Annotated in this window: 15 protein-coding genes, 1 pseudogene and 1 riboswitch; of the genes and pseudogenes, 12 read left to right on the plus strand and 4 right to left on the minus strand. The window is 39.5% G+C overall.

Annotation, left to right across the window (positions count from 1 at the left end; all coding sequences use genetic code 11):
* Positions 1 to 351: 351 nt before the first annotated feature.
* The 11 genes and pseudogenes from ACFQWC_RS18675 to ACFQWC_RS18725 all read left to right on the plus strand — a co-directional run.
* Positions 352 to 1830, plus strand: coding sequence for a peptidoglycan DD-metalloendopeptidase family protein (locus tag ACFQWC_RS18675; RefSeq protein WP_377108804.1), 1479 nt, complete (start codon positions 352 to 354; stop codon positions 1828 to 1830).
* A gap of 216 nt (positions 1831 to 2046) precedes the next feature.
* Positions 2047 to 2754, plus strand: coding sequence for a response regulator YycF (yycF, locus tag ACFQWC_RS18680; protein WP_299745494.1), 708 nt, complete (start codon positions 2047 to 2049; stop codon positions 2752 to 2754).
* A gap of 6 nt (positions 2755 to 2760) precedes the next feature.
* Positions 2761 to 4584, plus strand: a complete 1824-nt coding sequence (gene walK, locus ACFQWC_RS18685) for a cell wall metabolism sensor histidine kinase WalK (protein WP_299745491.1) — start codon at positions 2761 to 2763, stop codon at positions 4582 to 4584.
* The gene (locus tag ACFQWC_RS18690) at positions 4581 to 5933 is read left to right on the plus strand and encodes a YycH family regulatory protein (RefSeq protein WP_377108805.1); all 1353 of its coding nucleotides are present in this window, start codon (positions 4581 to 4583) and stop codon (positions 5931 to 5933) included. Before walK ends, ACFQWC_RS18690 begins: the two co-directional genes overlap by 4 nt.
* Positions 5920 to 6729: a two-component system regulatory protein YycI gene (locus ACFQWC_RS18695; protein ID WP_299745485.1), complete on the plus strand. Its 810-nt coding sequence runs from the start codon at positions 5920 to 5922 to the stop codon at positions 6727 to 6729. The genes ACFQWC_RS18690 and ACFQWC_RS18695 overlap by 14 nt, the downstream gene beginning before the upstream one ends.
* Before the next feature lie 5 nt (positions 6730 to 6734).
* On the plus strand, positions 6735 to 7529 hold the full coding sequence (locus ACFQWC_RS18700) for an MBL fold metallo-hydrolase (protein WP_377108806.1): 795 nt from the start codon (positions 6735 to 6737) through the stop codon (positions 7527 to 7529).
* Positions 7530 to 7761: 232 nt separating this feature from the next.
* On the plus strand, positions 7762 to 9003 hold the full coding sequence (locus tag ACFQWC_RS18705) for a S1C family serine protease (protein ID WP_341357215.1): 1242 nt from the start codon (positions 7762 to 7764) through the stop codon (positions 9001 to 9003).
* Between the two features lie 120 nt (positions 9004 to 9123).
* Positions 9124 to 9282 carry a CxxH/CxxC protein gene (locus tag ACFQWC_RS18710; protein WP_299745476.1) on the plus strand — a complete coding sequence of 53 codons (159 nt, stop codon included), beginning with the start codon at positions 9124 to 9126 and terminating at the stop codon, positions 9280 to 9282.
* Positions 9283 to 9376: 94 nt separating this feature from the next.
* Positions 9377 to 9856 (plus strand): 23S rRNA (pseudouridine(1915)-N(3))-methyltransferase RlmH, encoded by a 480-nt coding sequence (gene rlmH / locus ACFQWC_RS18715; protein WP_299745473.1) that lies wholly within the window; start codon positions 9377 to 9379, stop codon positions 9854 to 9856.
* Between the two features lie 157 nt (positions 9857 to 10013).
* Positions 10014 to 10096: riboswitch (glycine riboswitch) on the plus strand.
* 157 nt (positions 10097 to 10253) lie between these two features.
* Entirely contained in the window at positions 10254 to 11624 is a 1371-nt protein-coding gene (locus ACFQWC_RS18720; protein ID WP_377108807.1) for an amino acid permease, read from the plus strand.
* 60 nt (positions 11625 to 11684) lie between these two features.
* Positions 11685 to 12071, plus strand: a pseudogene (locus tag ACFQWC_RS18725) (Gfo/Idh/MocA family protein); the annotation flags it as partial.
* 100 nt (positions 12072 to 12171) lie between these two features.
* Here ACFQWC_RS18725 and ACFQWC_RS18730 read toward each other — a convergent pair.
* Entirely contained in the window at positions 12172 to 13353 is a 1182-nt protein-coding gene (locus tag ACFQWC_RS18730) for an MFS transporter (protein WP_377108808.1), read from the minus strand.
* Between the two features lie 81 nt (positions 13354 to 13434).
* Between ACFQWC_RS18730 and yeiL the strand changes: the two genes are divergently transcribed.
* Entirely contained in the window at positions 13435 to 14106 is a 672-nt protein-coding gene (gene yeiL / locus ACFQWC_RS18735; RefSeq protein ID WP_377108809.1) for a transcriptional regulator YeiL, read from the plus strand.
* A 377-nt stretch (positions 14107 to 14483) separates the two neighbouring features.
* On the opposite strand, the gene ACFQWC_RS18740 is transcribed toward yeiL, so the two are convergent.
* The 3 genes from ACFQWC_RS18740 to ACFQWC_RS18750 all read right to left on the minus strand — a co-directional run bounded on the left by ACFQWC_RS18740 (position 14484) and on the right by ACFQWC_RS18750 (position 16950).
* Positions 14484 to 14642 carry a hypothetical protein gene (locus ACFQWC_RS18740; protein ID WP_341357214.1) on the minus strand — a complete coding sequence of 53 codons (159 nt, stop codon included), beginning with the start codon at positions 14640 to 14642 and terminating at the stop codon, positions 14484 to 14486.
* 353 nt (positions 14643 to 14995) lie between these two features.
* Complete coding sequence (locus ACFQWC_RS18745; RefSeq protein ID WP_299745461.1) at positions 14996 to 15607, minus strand: DUF421 domain-containing protein; 612 nt, start codon at positions 15605 to 15607, stop codon at positions 14996 to 14998.
* Between the two features lie 26 nt (positions 15608 to 15633).
* The gene (locus ACFQWC_RS18750) at positions 15634 to 16950 is read right to left on the minus strand and encodes a voltage-gated chloride channel family protein (protein WP_341357213.1); all 1317 of its coding nucleotides are present in this window, start codon (positions 16948 to 16950) and stop codon (positions 15634 to 15636) included.
* Positions 16951 to 17167 lie beyond the last annotated feature (217 nt).

Here is a 17167-nt window from a genome sequence, read left to right on the forward strand (position 1 = left end):
CTTACAAAAAGTACTGCGACGACTTTGACTCTCGTAGTACTTTTTTATTTGCGCTTGTAACATGAATGTAACAAGAAACCACGAATTTCATCTAATTTCTACCAAGATTGTTTCAACGGCTAATCCACCTTTAGACCCATGCAATTCCCACTGCAATGCTAAAAATACGAAAAAACGCTTACATCGTCCTCTAATTAATTATACAGTTTTATTACAATCCTGATTCCATGTCCCGGATTTCGTCGAATTATGGTAAATTAGTAAAGTACGAATTTTATAGAATTTTACTAAATTAGGCTTAATGAACTACCGTAACTGGGATTTTTGCTTTAGTTTATAGGAGGCAAGTCAATGAGTTTTGGAGAGAAGTTATCACCCATTTTAGAAAAACTTAATATTCGACATAGATCTAATCAATTTGTAAAAAAAGTAGGGATTACCACGCTCGCTCTTTCTACTTTGACATTTTCATCGGCGGCAGCGAATACAGGATCCGATGAAGATCTGCAAACGATCTATCATGTATACATGGGTAGTGAGTATGTAGGAGCTGTTACAAGCCAGGAAGAAGTAGAATCCGTCTTGGATGAGAAGCTGGCTGAAGCGAAGAAAGAGTACACTGAATATCAGGTGGATTTTAATGAAGAAGTAACGTACATACCTGAGAATGTGTTTACAGCTACGAAAACAAACAATCAAAAGGTTATTGAAAGTCTAAATGAATCTGTATCAGTTGAAGCAAATGCTTTTGCTGTAGTTGTGAACAATAAACCGGTTGCTTATGTAAAAGACGAAAAGGCTGCTGAAGAAGCGTTAAAGTCATTTAAGCTCAACTATGTTTCTGAAGATGAGCTAAACGAATTGGAAACGCGAAAAAATGATTCTTCATCTACTCCTTTACCCGCTTTAAAGGAAAATGAAACACGTTTATTAGAAGTTTCTTTTAAAGAAGAGGTAGAGATGAAGAAGACGCAAGTGGAGCCGGAAGAAATGATGTCTTCTGAGGAAGCAGCAGATCTTCTTAAGAAGGGTACGTTAGAAGAAAAGAAATATAAGGTTCAAGAAGGTGATGCTCTTGGTACGATTGCAGAAGAGCATCAGTTAACTACTGGGAAATTGCTGGAGTTAAACTCAGAGTTAAAAGAAGACGATGCCCTGAAAATTGGTTCAGAGCTAAACGTAACTGTATATGAGCCACTTGTTCATGTTCTTGTTAAGAAAGAAGCAAACAAGATCGAAAAGATTGCCTATGAGAAAGAAGTAGTTGAAGACTCTTCTATGAATAAAGGCGATACGAAAGTGAAGCAGGAAGGTCAAGATGGTGAAAAATCCGTTACGTTTGAAACGTCAGAAGTGAACGGTTCTCAAATCGAGAAAAATGTAAAAGAAGAAAAGAAACTAAAAGATCCAGTGAAATACATTGTCATTAAAGGAACAAAAGCAACTCCGTCCAGGGGATCAGGAAACTTTGCATGGCCGACAAATGGCGGCTACATCTCCTCTAAGCAAGGACCAAGATGGGGTAAAGTTCATAAAGGGATCGACATTGCGCGACCAGATAATCCTACAATCAAATCCGTAGATAACGGAAGAGTCGTTTCTGCCGGTTGGGACGATGGCGGTTATGGAAATAAAGTTGTGATTGATCATGGAAATGGATATAAAACGATTTATGCTCATTTAGATTCCATTTCAGTCTCTGCCGGTCAAACGGTGGAAAGAGGCCAAAAAATCGGTATCATGGGTACAACTGGTGAATCTACAGGGGTTCACCTGCATATCGAAGTTTACAAAAATGGATCACTTATTAATCCATTGGATGTTTTGTAATTTTATATAGGTAATCAAGCATGGGACTGACACAATCATTTTATTTGTCAGTCCCCTTTGTTATATTTAGATTGTAGTCAAAAAGAAATGAAATAAAGGTTATGATAGAGTAAAAGATGAATTAATATGGAGATAGTGATAAATTTAAAGGAAGAATCCTATACTAATCACAACTTTTTATGATAAATTACTTTTTTCTAAAGGAGATCAATTGATATGGAAAAGAAAATATTAGTCGTTGACGATGAGAAACCGATTGCAGATATACTACAGTTTAATTTGAAAAAAGAAGGCTATGAAGTACATTGCGCGTACGATGGAGATGAAGCGGTAAAGATGGCGGAAGAAATTAGGCCGGATCTGGTCCTTCTTGATATTATGCTTCCCAATCGTGACGGAATGGAAGTTTGCCGTGAAATCAGGAAGAAGTATGAAATGCCTATTATCATGCTGACAGCGAAAGACTCAGAAATTGACAAGGTATTGGGATTAGAACTTGGAGCCGATGATTACGTGACGAAACCGTTTAGTACACGTGAGCTCATCGCCCGGGTAAAAGCGAATTTGCGACGTCATCAGCAGGGTGCGCAGCAAAACGTTGAGGATGAGAACAATGAAATTACCGTTGGTTCTTTAACCATTCATCCTGATGCGTATGTTGTTTCTAAAAGAGGGGAAACGATTGAGCTGACACATCGTGAGTTTGAACTTCTTCATTATTTAGCGAAGCATATTGGACAAGTGATGACCCGAGAACATTTGCTTCAAACTGTTTGGGGTTATGATTACTACGGAGATGTACGTACAGTTGATGTTACCGTCAGACGTCTCCGCGAGAAAATAGAAGACAACCCAAGTCACCCTACCTGGATCGTAACTCGTAGAGGAGTCGGTTATTACTTACGAAATCCTGAACAGGAGTAATTTGTAATGAAGAAAGTTGGTTTAACTCGTTCAATCCATCTTAAATTTGTTTTGATTTATGTTCTGCTCATACTTCTCGCCATGCAAATCATTGGCGTATATTTTGTTAGAGCCCTTGAAGAAAAACTTGTCGATAATTTCCAGACGTCTATTAAAAATAGAGTGGAATTATTAGAGTATACAATTCGTGAAGAAATAGTAAAGAAACGCAGTGAAGATGATCCCACACTCGAAGAGGACATCGGGAGAGTATTAGATGATAGCAAAACGTCGGATATTTCCGAAATTCGAGTGATTAATAATAGAAACAAAATTATTGGCACCTCTGATCCCAATAACCAGAGTTTAGTCGGTCAGGTCAGCGGAGAAAAAGAGGTTAAAAGAGCACTCGCTGTGGGCTTAGGTCATGAGGATATCTATCTTGATGATCAGACGAAAGATCGTATCTGGGTGTATGCAGCACCAATCACTTCAAATGAAGAAGTCATTGGTGCTATTTATCTTGTCGGTGAAATAGAATCGGTTTATGACCAAATGAGTGAGATCAATAAGATTTTTACGAATGGTACATTAATTGCTTTAGTCATAACAGCAGTATTGGGAGTGTTATTGGCTCAAACCGTAACGAGACCGATATCTGATATGAGGAAACAAGCACTCGCAATGGCAAAAGGAAACTTTTCCAGGAAAGTAAAGGTCTACGGTTACGATGAAATAGGTCAGCTTGCGATTACATTCAATAATTTGACAAAACGCCTTCAAGAAGCCCAAGCAACGACGGAGGGCGAGCGAAGAAAGCTTTCATCTGTACTTTCTTATATGACGGATGGTGTCATTGCGACAGATCGAAAAGGCAGGGTCATTCTGATTAATGATCCTGCAGCGGATATGCTGAATGTTTCACGTGAAACAGTCGTTTCTCAACCCATTGTATCCTTATTGGGATTGGATGAGGAATACACGTTTGATGATCTATCCAATGAACAGGATTCGATCATTTTAGATTACAGTACGAAAGAAAAACCTTATATTCTAAGGGCGAATTTCTCTATCATTCAAAAAGAGACCGGGTTTGTGAACGGTCTTATAACGGTATTACATGATATTACGGAGCAGGAGAAAATTGATTTAGAGAGACGGGAATTTGTGGCAAATGTTTCCCACGAACTTCGCACGCCGCTTACAACGATGAGAAGCTACTTAGAGGCATTGGCTGAAGGGGCATGGCAAGATGAAAACATCGCACCTCAATTCCTTGATGTTACTCAGAATGAGACGGAGAGAATGATCCGTTTAGTAAACGATCTTCTTCAATTATCAAAAATGGATAGTAAGGACTATCGTTTTAATAAAGATTGGGTTGATTTCATCCTCTTTTTCCATAAAATCATTGATCGATTTGAAATGACAAAGAATGTGAATGTGACCTTTAACCGTTACTTACCAGACAAAGCCATGTTTGTGGAAGTGGATCAGGATAAAATCACTCAGGTTTTGGATAACATCATTTCGAACGCTTTGAAATATTCACCTGAGGGTGGAACCATTACATTCAAGGTGCAAGAAAAGGACGGATATATTGAAATCAGTATTTCAGACCAGGGATTAGGGATTCCGAAAGAAAATCTGGAGAAAATCTTTGAACGTTTCTATCGTGTCGATAAAGCCAGAACAAGACAAATGGGTGGCACAGGACTTGGCCTTGCCATAGCAAAAGAAATGATTTCAGCACATGGTGGTGACGTATGGGCGACGAGCATTGAAGGAAAAGGAACTACCATTACATTCACTCTCCCATATGATTCCACTCAAGAGGATGATTGGTCATGAATTATGAAAAAATCAAATCGATAATTCTAACGCTGCTCGTATGCATAAGTATATTCCTTACCTTCAATCTTTGGACGTATCAACCAGGCTACGATACGATTAATAGCGATGAAGCGTACGATGTGTCTGTGGGAGACAAGATACCCGAGAATGAGCTTAACAGCGTTTTAATTAAACCATTTAAACTTTTCTATCATTCAGGAAATAAGACAGTTGGTACTTCAAATGAAACCGAAATCAATAAGGTTATTGAACAATTAAGAGGCTGGACTCTATTCGATCTGAAAGATCTTTCAAGAGAGTATAATATGTCAGAGATCAAATCTGTTATACACGGTGAGAAAAAGATCGAAATTGTTTTCCCGGACAATGTTCCACTCTCGATTTATAGTCAAGTGTTAAAATTAGAGGAGAAAAGTACACTGAATGGTTCCTTTAACCGTATCATTATCGATTTAAATAATAATGGTTCAGATACAGGTTCCGTGTATTTTGTTTTATATGAAGAAGGAGAAAAGAAATTTTATGAAAGCCGGGTAGACCGTGCCAGTTTAGAAGATTTCGAAAAAAGCTTTGTTCAAAAAGCCGTTTATAATTTTGATGAATATATGGAGCAGCCATTAAATAATGAAAAAACGATTTTTCTGCCCAAAAATCCTGAGGATTATATAAGCTATAGATATTATTCAGACCTAGATTCCCCAGAAGAGTATGTACAGGCACTGTTTAGCGATCCCAATAGTGTAGATAAGGGATTTACCGAGCAGGGAGAAAAATATACAAATGTGTATAGTATATTAAAAACGAATAAAGAACATAACACGTTGTCTTATGTGAATCCATCTGAAGAAAAAAATGGAGGATCATCTGCCACGGAGCTGCTTCAAAAAAGTATGGAGTTTGTCAATGACCATGGTGGCTGGACCGAAGACTATCAATATTTCTCGATGAGCCCTCTTGAGAATAAAATCGTATACCGGCTGTTTATGGAAAGCTATCCTGTTTTTAATGAAAATGGGATGGCTGAAATTTCTCAAATCATGGGTCAGGAGTCGATTAACGAGTACAATCGTCCATACTTTAAATTAGATATTAATCTGCTTCCTGATAGAATAGAAGAGGTTAGATTGCCAGCAGGATCCACCGTTTTATATCTTCTGGCAAAGGATGATACGATCAACCTTGAGTACCTAGAAGATGTCATTGTCGGATATAAGATGACAAGGGATTCGAATGAATCAAATAGAAAATTCCTTGTATTTGAACCTTCCTGGTATTATAAATACGATGGTAATTGGTTACGCCTACCTTTGGAAGATGAGGAGGGCCTTGGAATTGGACTGGAGTAAAACGAAGAGCATTTTCATTATTGTCTTTCTTATTTTGGATATCTTTTTGATGTCGCTGTTCATTAACAAAGTTTCTGAGAGCAATCCCGAAACGTTGAGCCAAGTATCCTTTGAAGAACAATTAAAGACTGATAATATTGATTACCCAAAAAGTCTATCAAAGGATCCGATAAAAGAAGCCTATATTAGTGCAAAAACAAAAACGTTTTCAGAGAAGGAAATCGAAAAGTTAAAAAATCAAGATGTCAGTGTCGTCACGGATAATACAATTCATTCAACCTTAGAGGAACCATTTCCCATAAGTGAAAAGTTTTCACCTGATGAATTAAACGATTTTATGAAAAATCAGGTCGTTAACGGTGAAAAGTACAGCTTCTGGAAATATAATAAAGATGAACAAACGATCATTTACTATCAGACGTATAAAGACAGGCAGATTTTTAACAACTCAAATGGTAAAGTGATTCTTAGTCTAAATAAAGAAAGTGAAATCGTCTCTTACAAACAAACACTGCTTGAAAATTTAGAAGAATTAAGCGGCAAAAAGAAAAGCCTGCTTACTTCTCTCCAAGCTCTTCAGGTTTTGTGGACCAACCATAAGATAAGCTCGGGTAGTAAGATCAAAACACCTGAACTGGGATATTACACTTTTTTATCACGCGAAGAATCCCAAGTCCTGGCACCAACCTGGCATTTTGTCGTTGAATCAGGTGACAAAAAAGAAGACCTATTTATTAATGCAGTTGAAGGACAGATTTTCGAAGTCACCAAACCAGAAAAAGAAACATTGGAGTGAGAGATATGACCATGCATTTTAGTGTGCTTGCCAGTGGCAGTACAGGGAATGCGATATTTGTAGAGACGGAAGAGCATTCTTTCCTTGTCGATGCAGGTTTGAGCGGGAAGCAGATGGAAGGGTTGTTCAGTCGGATAGACAGAAAGATAGAAGATTTATCGGGTATTCTCGTTACCCACGAGCATAGTGATCATATTAAGGGAATCGGTGTACTTGCGAGGAAGTACAAGCTTCCGATCTATGCCAATGAAAAGACCTGGAGTGCCATGGACGGATTGGTAGGGAATATAGATACGGAACAGAAGTTTTCGTTTGATATGGAGACAGCCAAACACTTTGGAGGATTGAGCATTGAGTCCTTCGGGGTTTCACATGATGCGGCAGAGCCAATGTTCTATATTTTCCACCAGGGAGAGAAAAAGCTTGTCCTGGTAACGGACACGGGATATGTAAGTGATCGGATGAAAGGAATCATTTCCAATGCCGATGCGTATGTATTTGAAAGTAATCATGATGTGGGGATGCTCCGAATGTGCCGGTATCCTTGGAATATAAAGCGTAGAATTCTGAGTGATTATGGCCATGTATCCAATGAGGATGCGGCCATTGCCATGAGTGAAGTGATGGGTGATAGAACCAAAGGAATTTATTTAGCCCATCTCAGTCTCGATAATAATATGAAAGATCTAGCAAGGATGAGTGTCACCCAGACACTCGAGTCAAAAGGAATAGTAGTGGGAGAACAAATTGATTTATTTGATACGGACCCTAAAGTACCAACACCTTTAGTTGCGATTTAAACCGATTCAAATGTTTATGATTTTTCTTTTGAAGGTATGAAAAAGGTGAGGGCTGCTGTCTTCACCTTTTTTTGTCTTCTAAGCAAGACACCTCCACTTTAGGGTTTACATATCTATCAACTTTATGGAATTACTTTCATTTTTTTCATCATTTTTTAATTTAATCTGACTATAATCATGCTTGTAAAGATAAAATAACAAAAGGAATAGAACGTAGAAAGGATGAAGTTAGATGGGATATTATGATTCAGATCATAATTCTGAAAGCCGGAGCAGGCAAAAGGGCAATCGGGGAGGAATGTTCCTTGCCGGGTTATTGGGAGTTGTACTTGGAGCAATCTTGGTCATTGTGGCGATTCCTCAGTTAACCAACTTTGATATCTTACCCTATTCAATTCAACCCGACGAAGACCTGAAAGAAACGGATGAAGCTTATCATAATGGAACCACTCAAAATGTTTCCGTCGATGTCACAACGGATGTGACGAAAGCCGTTGAGAAAGCTGGCGATTCTGTTGTAGGAATTACGAACATCCAATCTCAAAGCTTCTGGGGACAGGGGGAAGGACAAACCCAGGATCAACAAGCAGGGACAGGATCCGGGGTAATGTATAAAAAAGAGGGTAATAAGGTTTATATCGTAACCAATAATCATGTTGTAGAAGGCGCAGATCAGCTTGAGGTGACGCTTGCGGACGGCACAAAGGTACCGGCTGAAATGCGTGGTGCGGATATTTGGACAGACCTGGCTGTAATCGAAATCGATGGCAGCCAAATCAAGAAAGACGATATTGCTGAGTTTGGAAATTCAGATAAGCTGAAAGCGGGAGAGCCAGTTATTGCGATTGGTAACCCACTGGGACTGCAATTTTCAGGTTCTGTTACACAGGGGGTTGTTTCGGGTGTTGAGAGAACGATTCCGGTCGATATTAACCAGGATGGGATGGAAGATTGGAATGCAGAGGTTCTGCAAACTGATGCAGCCATCAACCCGGGTAACAGTGGTGGAGCGTTAATCAATATTTCCGGCCAGCTGATCGGAATCAACTCCATGAAAATTGCACAGAGTGCGGTAGAAGGAATCGGACTTGCCATCCCGATTAACTATGCTCAGCCAATTATTGAAGATCTTGAGCAGTACGGTGAGGTCAAGCGTCCTGCAATGGGTGTGACACTGGAGGATGTGAATAAGATTTCTGCCTATCACCAGCAGGAAACATTGAAGCTTCCGAAAGAAATCAACTATGGTGTTATGATTAGACAAACCGTTCCCAATTCTCCAGCTGCCCAGGCCGGATTACAAGAGCTCGATGTGATTACGGAGCTTGACGGAGAGAAAATTGAAAATGTCATTGAGTTAAGAAAGCATCTATATAACAAAAAAGACGTAAATGATCAGATGAAGGTTACGTTCTATCGAAACGGTGAAAAGAAAGAAGTAACCATGAAACTTACTGACGAATCCAGGTTATAGAATGTGGATAAGCGAAAAGCAGGAAGGCAAAGCGCCCTTTCCTGCTTTTTCTTTACATGATATGATAATTGTGGATAAGTATATAGAGTATATTTTGAGTTAAGTATAGGAGGAAAAAACATGATTTACTGCTGCTTAGAGCATGTAGAATTAGCTATGGATATTGTCGTGGATGAACATGAGGTAGCCCCTCAACTAACAGAGCTTCCTGAAAATGAAAAGTTATCCACAACCTGTGAATATTGTGGGAATAACGCAATATATATAGTGGCGAACTAATATTCCCATACGATATGTGGATTGGATTTGTGGATATGTGGATAAAGTCTGTGGATAACGTGTTTGTAAATTGTTTGTAAAGCGAGTGTGGATAGTGAATATCACCATTGTAACGGTCGGGAAATTAAAAGAGAAGTATTTAAAGCAAGGAATAGGTGAATATGTAAAGCGCTTAGGTGCTTATGCAAAGATAGAAATAGTGGAGCTTGCCGACGAAAAAGCCCCGGAAGTATTGAGTGAATCTGAAATAGAGCAAGTGAAGAATAAAGAAGGCGAACGGATCTTAGCTAAGATCTCTCCTGATCATCATGTCATTGCCCTGGCCATCCAAGGGAAAATGCGTTCATCGGAAGAACTTGCCGATAATCTGGACAAGCTTGCTACTTACGGGAAAAGCAAAGTTGCGTTTGTCATTGGTGGTTCATTAGGTTTGAGTGATGATGTAATCAAGAGATCAAATGAAACCCTCTCGTTTTCCAAAATGACCTTTCCCCATCAGCTGATGCGACTGATCCTGGTGGAGCAGATTTATCGGGCGTTTCGCATTAATCGGGGTGAACCGTACCATAAATAAAAAATCATCGAATAAATTCATCTACAGGAAATGGATGTCTTCCCTATTGACAAAACACCTAACTCCTACTAGAATAATCAACTATTCGAGAGAATAATAATAACCAAACAGTTTAATTACGTAGAAAGCTATGATTGCTATGGATAATACTATAGCAGGAGCAGCTTCTGGAGAGACCGCGAGAGTTTTTTGCGGCGCCGAAGGGTTCATAATCTCAGGCAAAAGGACAGAAGAGTATCGGATATTTATTTTGGTGTGCCCGTAATGATTGTTGCTGGCATACAAAATCGTATTTGTTATTCTTATGACCATGAGATTGGAGCGCATCCAGTCTCTTTTTTTGTATTCATTTATTGCTCGATGTATCACATTGGAAGGCTGTAAGGAGGAGTTAAGGTTGGAACAACGAAAATTAAAGAGGGATTTATCGAATCGCCATGTTCAGCTGATTGCCATTGGCGGTACGATTGGTACGGGGTTATTTTTAGGTTCTGGTAAAGCGATACAGCTTGCAGGTCCCTCGATCATCTTTGCTTATTTAATCGTGGGTATTGCCCTGTTTTTTGTGATGAGAGCGCTTGGAGAGTTGCTGTTGTCCAATGCGGGTTATCAGTCGTTAACGGATATTGCGGAAGAGTATCTTGGAGCCTGGGCGTCCTTTGTAACGGGCTGGACCTATTGGTTCTGCTGGATCATGACGGCCATGGCCGATGTGATTGCTGTTGGTGTATACGTGAACTATTGGTTCCATATCCCGCAGTGGATACCGGCACTCATCTGCGTAATCATTTTATTGGGGCTCAACCTATTGACGGTGAAACTCTTTGGGGAATTGGAGTATTGGTTTGCTTTAATCAAGGTCATGACGATTCTTGCGTTGATCGGTGTCGGTGTTGTGCTGCTGGTGATGGGATTCAAGACGGATGCAGGGGCGGTTACAGTTACGAATCTGTGGGAACATGGAAGTTTTTTCCCGAACGGAATTTCAGGGTTTTTACTTTCATTCCAAATGGTCATCTTTGCCTATGTCGGTGTGGAATTAGTAGCCGTATCGGCAGCAGAAACATCTGATCCACATAAAAATATCCCATCGGCCATCAATAAAATTCCTTTGAGGATTTTATTTTTCTACGTCGGCGCGCTGATTGTGCTCTTATGTATTAACCCATGGACGGGTCTAAATGCTTCAGAAAGTCCGTTTGTTAAAACATTCAGCTTAATCGGAATTCCCCTGGCTGCCGGAATCATCAATTTTGTGGTGCTGACATCAGCGGCTTCTGCCTGCAACAGCGGCATGTTCTCCACGAGCCGGATTCTATATAATTTAAGCCATCATAACCAAGGGCCGTCTCAGTTTGCAAAACTGAATAAAAATCATGTACCAAGTAATGGGTTATTCATCTCCACACTGGTCATATCCGCAGGAGCCCTGTTAAGCAAACTGTTACCAGAGCAAGCCTTTGGGATCGTGACAACCATCAGTGCGATTTGCTTCATATGGGTCTGGGGTGTGATTCTGATCAGCCATATAAAGTATAAGAAAACACGTCCGCAATTACAATTGAAATCAACATTCAAAGCACCACTTACACCTTTTGTGAATTACGTCGTGCTCACAATGTTTGCTGTGATCCTGGTGATTATGCTGTTTTCTGAGGCTACTCGTCCAGCCTTATTATTGACTCCCCTTTGGTTCATTCTTTTATTTATCTTATATGGGATGAAGAGAAAAAAGGAAAAATATCAAGGGTTGATGCATCAATCGTAGTCAAATTCAGAAAAATCAGGTATGAAGGATACTAACGAATCCAATAGGAGGAACTTAACTATGATCTACAAAAAGGTCCGGTGGGGAATCATCGGCTGCAAAGAGGTAACGGAAAAGAAAAGCGGCCCTGCTTTTCAAATGGTTGAAAACTCGGAACTAATTGCAGTTATGCGGAGAACGGGTGAGCTGGCAAGGGATTATGCAGAGAGACATCGTGTCCCGAAGTGGTATGATGACGCGGATGCATTGATTAACGACCCTGAGGTGGATGCGGTTTATATAGATACGCCGCCGGACTCACATGAGGAATATACGCTGAAGGCAGCCGCAGCGGGGAAACCTGTCTATGTGGAGAAGCCGATGGCACGTAACGCAAAGGAATGCAATGAAATGGCGGCTGCCTGCAAAGAAGCTGAGGTTCCTCTATATGTGGCATACTACCGCCGTGGATCTTTAGTGTCAGCGTAGCAAGTCTCTCCAACAAAGAAAAGAAGAAGTTTATCCATATTGAAATAAACTTCTTCTTTTCTTTAAACGTACGAATGTATTAACGTGTATCAGCAGACAATAAAACGTTCTTTTCCACTTCCAATTTCCGATACACAAGGGCAATGAACATCGCCGGCAAGCTGCAAGCAAGCATTCCGATGAATGCGTATCTTGGCTCAATTTCATATAAAAACCCTCCGAATATCGTAAACACCGCTGTGCTCCAGCTAAGTGCAAAGGCTGAATACATGCCTTGAGCCTTTGGGATGAGTGTATGCGGAACGTTTGTTGTTAAGTATTTCATAAAAGCATAGTGCCCCATAGCAAACGAAAATGCATGCAGCGTCTGTGCAATACAAAACACCATAACGTTTGGAAACGAAAACACTAAAACCCACCGCAGAGAAGAGCCGGCTGCAGCTAGCGCCAATAAGGTTCCAGGTGAGAATCGATTAAAGCGTTTGTCGGCCATTGAAAAAAAGATAATTTCTGCAATGACGGCAATGTTAATAATGACACCGATGAGATAGATGGGTGCATGAATTTCTTGTAAAAAGATGTAGCCATAGTTGTAATAAGTAGCGTGGGCTGCTTGAAGTAGCACAACAATAATAAGGACAACCAAGAAATGTTTCGTCTGGAATAAATCAAAGATATAGACCTTTATGGATTGGTTTACTTGCGGTTTCTTCGATAAAATCTCTGGGGCACTCGTTAAGCTAAGAGCGACAAAGCAGCTGGTTCCAAGCAATAGTGCCCAAAAAATAACGTTATCACCAAACATTCCTGTAAAAACCGTTAACAGTATTCCTACCGAGACAAATCCGATAGATCCCCACTGTCGGCTTTTCCCATAGTGCTTCAATTGCTTACTTTGCACAAGAACGCCGGCAACGCTGTCTAAAGCCGGCATTAAGGTCGGGTAAAAGATGTGTAGTATAACGGTTACGATTAGTAAGGCGGGGAATGAGTCAGCCGGAATATAGCAAAGAATCGCGATCAATGTACCGATTCCAGCTATGTTTAAGAGTGTTTTATTACTGACCCTATCTAATACATATGGAAAAGCAAAAAGTGTGGAAAGACCCCTCGCCACCAAACCGATACTCATGATAAAACTGGCTTCTGAAACCGAAATGCCTTTCGTTTGTATCATCCAGCCTGACCAATAAGGCAGAAAGATTCCCCAGGTCAGAAAAAAACTAAAAAAATGTGTGCTCATCCAACGTTGTGTATTCATTTGTATCCTCCTTATCAATCGCATGATATCATGAGAATAAAGAAGATTAATATGAGATATCTCATAATTTCGAGGTGGAAGATGGAAATTTATAAAGGTGAGAAAAAGCGGTTATATTTAGAAAATCTCTCAATCGCTCAACGATTTTCTTTTCATATTGAAGAATTTATTGAAGTGCGGGAGTATAAGCGGGGTGAATGGATCATTCAAGAAGGAAAGAGACCTGATTACTTATATTATGTGACAGAAGGAAAGGCAAAAATATACGTCACGCATCAAAATGGAAAAGTATCGCTCATTAACTTTATCAATGCTCATGATTATATTGGTGAGATGGAATTATTAAACGATGTGTACTATACAAAAGGAATTCAAGCATCCACAAAAACAGTCTGTTTTGCAATGCCTTTTTCCAAGTATCGAACCAAACTGCTTGAAGATACAAAATTCCTTCGTGAATTGACAAAATTCTTGAGTCTGAAAGCAACGTTAATGGCAGCCAAGTATTCACAGAGCCTTGCTTTTCCCTTGGAAAACAGGCTTGCAGACTTTATTTTACAAACGTCCGATAAAGGAGTTTACCTGGAAAAGCACGTCATTGTTTGTGATTATTTAGGCGTCTCTTACCGACACCTGCTGCATGTCCTGACACAGTTTTGTGAAAAGGGGTATTTGCAAAAAGAAGGCAGGAACTATCGGATTAAAAAGCAGCATGCTTTGTATGAGCTTGCCGAAGCGATAAAGAATAAATAAATGTTGATCTCTTGAGTTCTTGACATCTGATATGTTTAGATACAAAAGGTGAACCTTACCATATAGTAAATGGTGAAAGTTGCTGAAAAGGTTGGAATTAAGGAAGGCACGGAGGGTTGAAGAAGAGTATTTTGATTCAGAGGAGAATCCTTGTGATTAATGCACTGATTATCACAGGTGCGGCCATCTTTGCAATAAAAGGCCTAGAAAGGTGTAGGCAAAACCAATGAAGAATGTGGGGAATCTACTGCTTCGAACATTTTGTGGAGCAAGGTCATCGCTATTCCGAAGTCAACGTGGACAAGTCTCCGACTCGGAAATCTCCATGTTTACGGTTACTTCGCTTTGGGTTGTTTGATGACTTCGTCCTGCCACATTTAATACAGATAGATGATAAACGCAAAACCGGCCATCATAGCAACAATAGCTATTGTAAACAAAGTCGATTCACCCGATACCAGTCCCATCCGTTGCCATACCCGGTAAACGATGTACATAAATAACCCATCCAACAATATATTGACAGTCAAATACATCCAAAATTCCCCGAAAGTAAAGCGGAATATCCAGATAACTATAACTAAATATGCTCCATACAACCAAGGGACCGGGACGACTTTATCCCACCCGAACAGAATTAATGACATGAAACAAATTATTCTCTGGTCACTCTTGATATTGCCTTGGGCGTCCTTGTTTTTTTGAAAATGGATACGGTACGCAGGTACATGCCGGTCGCTCTATTTATGACAGTTATTCATACCTTGGCATATCAAGCGGCTTACCATTATGGATGGTGGAAAGAGACAGGTTCCAGACCCTGAAGTATCCCTGATTTAAAACTTTAATAATTATGTCGCCTTAATTAGGTGCCATTAAGCATTTACTCTTAATCCAGATTCTCTTTAGGTTTTTTTTTATGCTTTCTATTTTTAACCTCGGTAAATAGGTTATCTGAGGTACTTGAATGTGTTTTTGAATTATCATTGGGGGGATTAGATTGATTTGATTCAATCAATGCTTTCAACATTTGAATATCCTCTTTCGTAGCATATTGCTTATCAGATTTCAGCATATAACCTAATTGCCCGTTTGATTCTATTGTTGCCCATTGTAAATCAGTAAAATGCTGAATCTTTTGTTGTCTCATTCGTACTTCAAGCATATCAACAGTTAACCTCAGTTTTTTTAAATTGCTTTCATTAACTTGTCCATTTTCGACTACTAAAAGTGATTTTCCATATATTAAAGTTTCTAGAGTATTCGACCTCAAAACCATATACTCAATAGAAATAAGCGTAAGTACCATTAAAAAGGTAATCACCATCGTAATCCAGATGTTTCTGTCACCCACAGGTTGAATAATCAATGATCCGACCGCTATCATCATGACAGTCTGAGCAACCGTAAGCTGTGAGATTGACTTTCTTCCAGCTAACCGTAAAATAAGGACTCCTCCAACGACGACAACAATTGCTTTCCATATGAAGTGAAAATCCATAAGCATCCGCCACCCTTTCTGAACAATCAATTGTGTTTAGTGCTTTTTTTCTTTTTTTCTACATTTTCTATGGTTTCTCCAGGTGGAAGATTATATAACCTGCTCTTAGGGTCATATATTTTTTGAGATGGCCATAGTCCATGATGTCCTGAAAATAAATAGCTGACTAAACATGCAACCAAAAAGTACTCTAATCCTTTACCGTTAAACATCTCAATTGCCAGCAGGAAAGCAGCTATAGGGGTATTGGCCCCCCCGGAAAAAACCGCGATTAATCCTAAAGCGGCAAGAAATGACATAGGTAAGTCAATGAACGTGTGTAAGGCATTACCTAATGTTGCCCCGATAAAAAATAAAGGGATGGCTTCCCCGCCGACAAAGCCGCTGCCTAGAGTTACCGCGGTAAATACCAGCTTGCCCAGGAAAGCAAAAGTCGGCACCTCTTCTGAAAAAGATTGTTGAAGCATTTGTAATCCCCGGCCATTGTAGTCTTGTGAACCCACAATTAAAGTTAATGCCACAATGACAATTCCTCCAAAAAAGGCTCTCTTCATATGGTTTTTCTTAAAAATCTTTTCAGAGAAATTTTGTATTCCGTGCCTCAACTGACAGTACAAAACACTCATGAGGCTAAAAATGACTGCTAAAAGAATAACTTTTAAAAACGTAATAGACGATATTTCCGGTACTTTTTGTATAATGAATTCTTCGTGTTTATGTCCCCAAGCTGCTGTAGTTACATAGTGGCCAACAAAGCTGGCCGTAACACAAGGAACAAGTGCTTCAAATTTCAGTTTGCCTAAAGCTGCCATCTCAATCCCAAAAATAGCACCAGTTATGGGCGCTCCAAAGGCAGACCCAAAACCAGCACTTATACCGCTCATAATGAAAATTTTCTTGTCGAATTTGTTTACCTTGAAAAATTTGTTGACTGCTGCAGATACACTCCCTCCCATTTGGACAGCTGCCCCTTCCCTACCCGTAGAACCACCAAAAAGGACGGTGATAAAAGTCCCCAAATAGACGATCGGTCCCATTCTTCGCGGTACCTCTTTTTTTCCATGCACTGAGTCTATCACGAGGTTATTTAATTCAGCGGTGTCATTCAAAGTATTATTCAAAAATACCTTTCCATAGTTCATATATATGTATCCTATGATAATTCCTCCAAAGGGAAGAAGGAAGATAAGCCAATCTCTTTTTGATCTTATATCATCTCCTAGATAATCGTTTGTCTCTAAAAGAAAAGTTGTTGCCGAGCCAACAATTAAACCAATTATGCTTCCAAAGAAAATCCATTGACCAAGAATTAAATAAAAGTTTTTATGTTTTAGAAGTATCAATAATTCACCTTATTTCTAATTTAGTGGGAATATTAATTCTAGTTTTACCCAGTGTATTAAAATTATTAAAATAAGTATGGAATAACTAAGGATTGAATGAAGCAATTGGTATCATACCTTTCAGAATAAATGTGTCCTACACACTAATCTAAAGATTCTCATATAGATACATGAGGTGAAGTGTCACAAACATTCAGACTAGTAAACCTAAGTTCTA

Source organism: Rossellomorea sp. GCM10028870 (genome assembly GCF_042666755.1).
In the GTDB taxonomy this organism is placed as follows: Bacteria; Bacillota; Bacilli; order Bacillales; family Bacillaceae_B; genus Rossellomorea.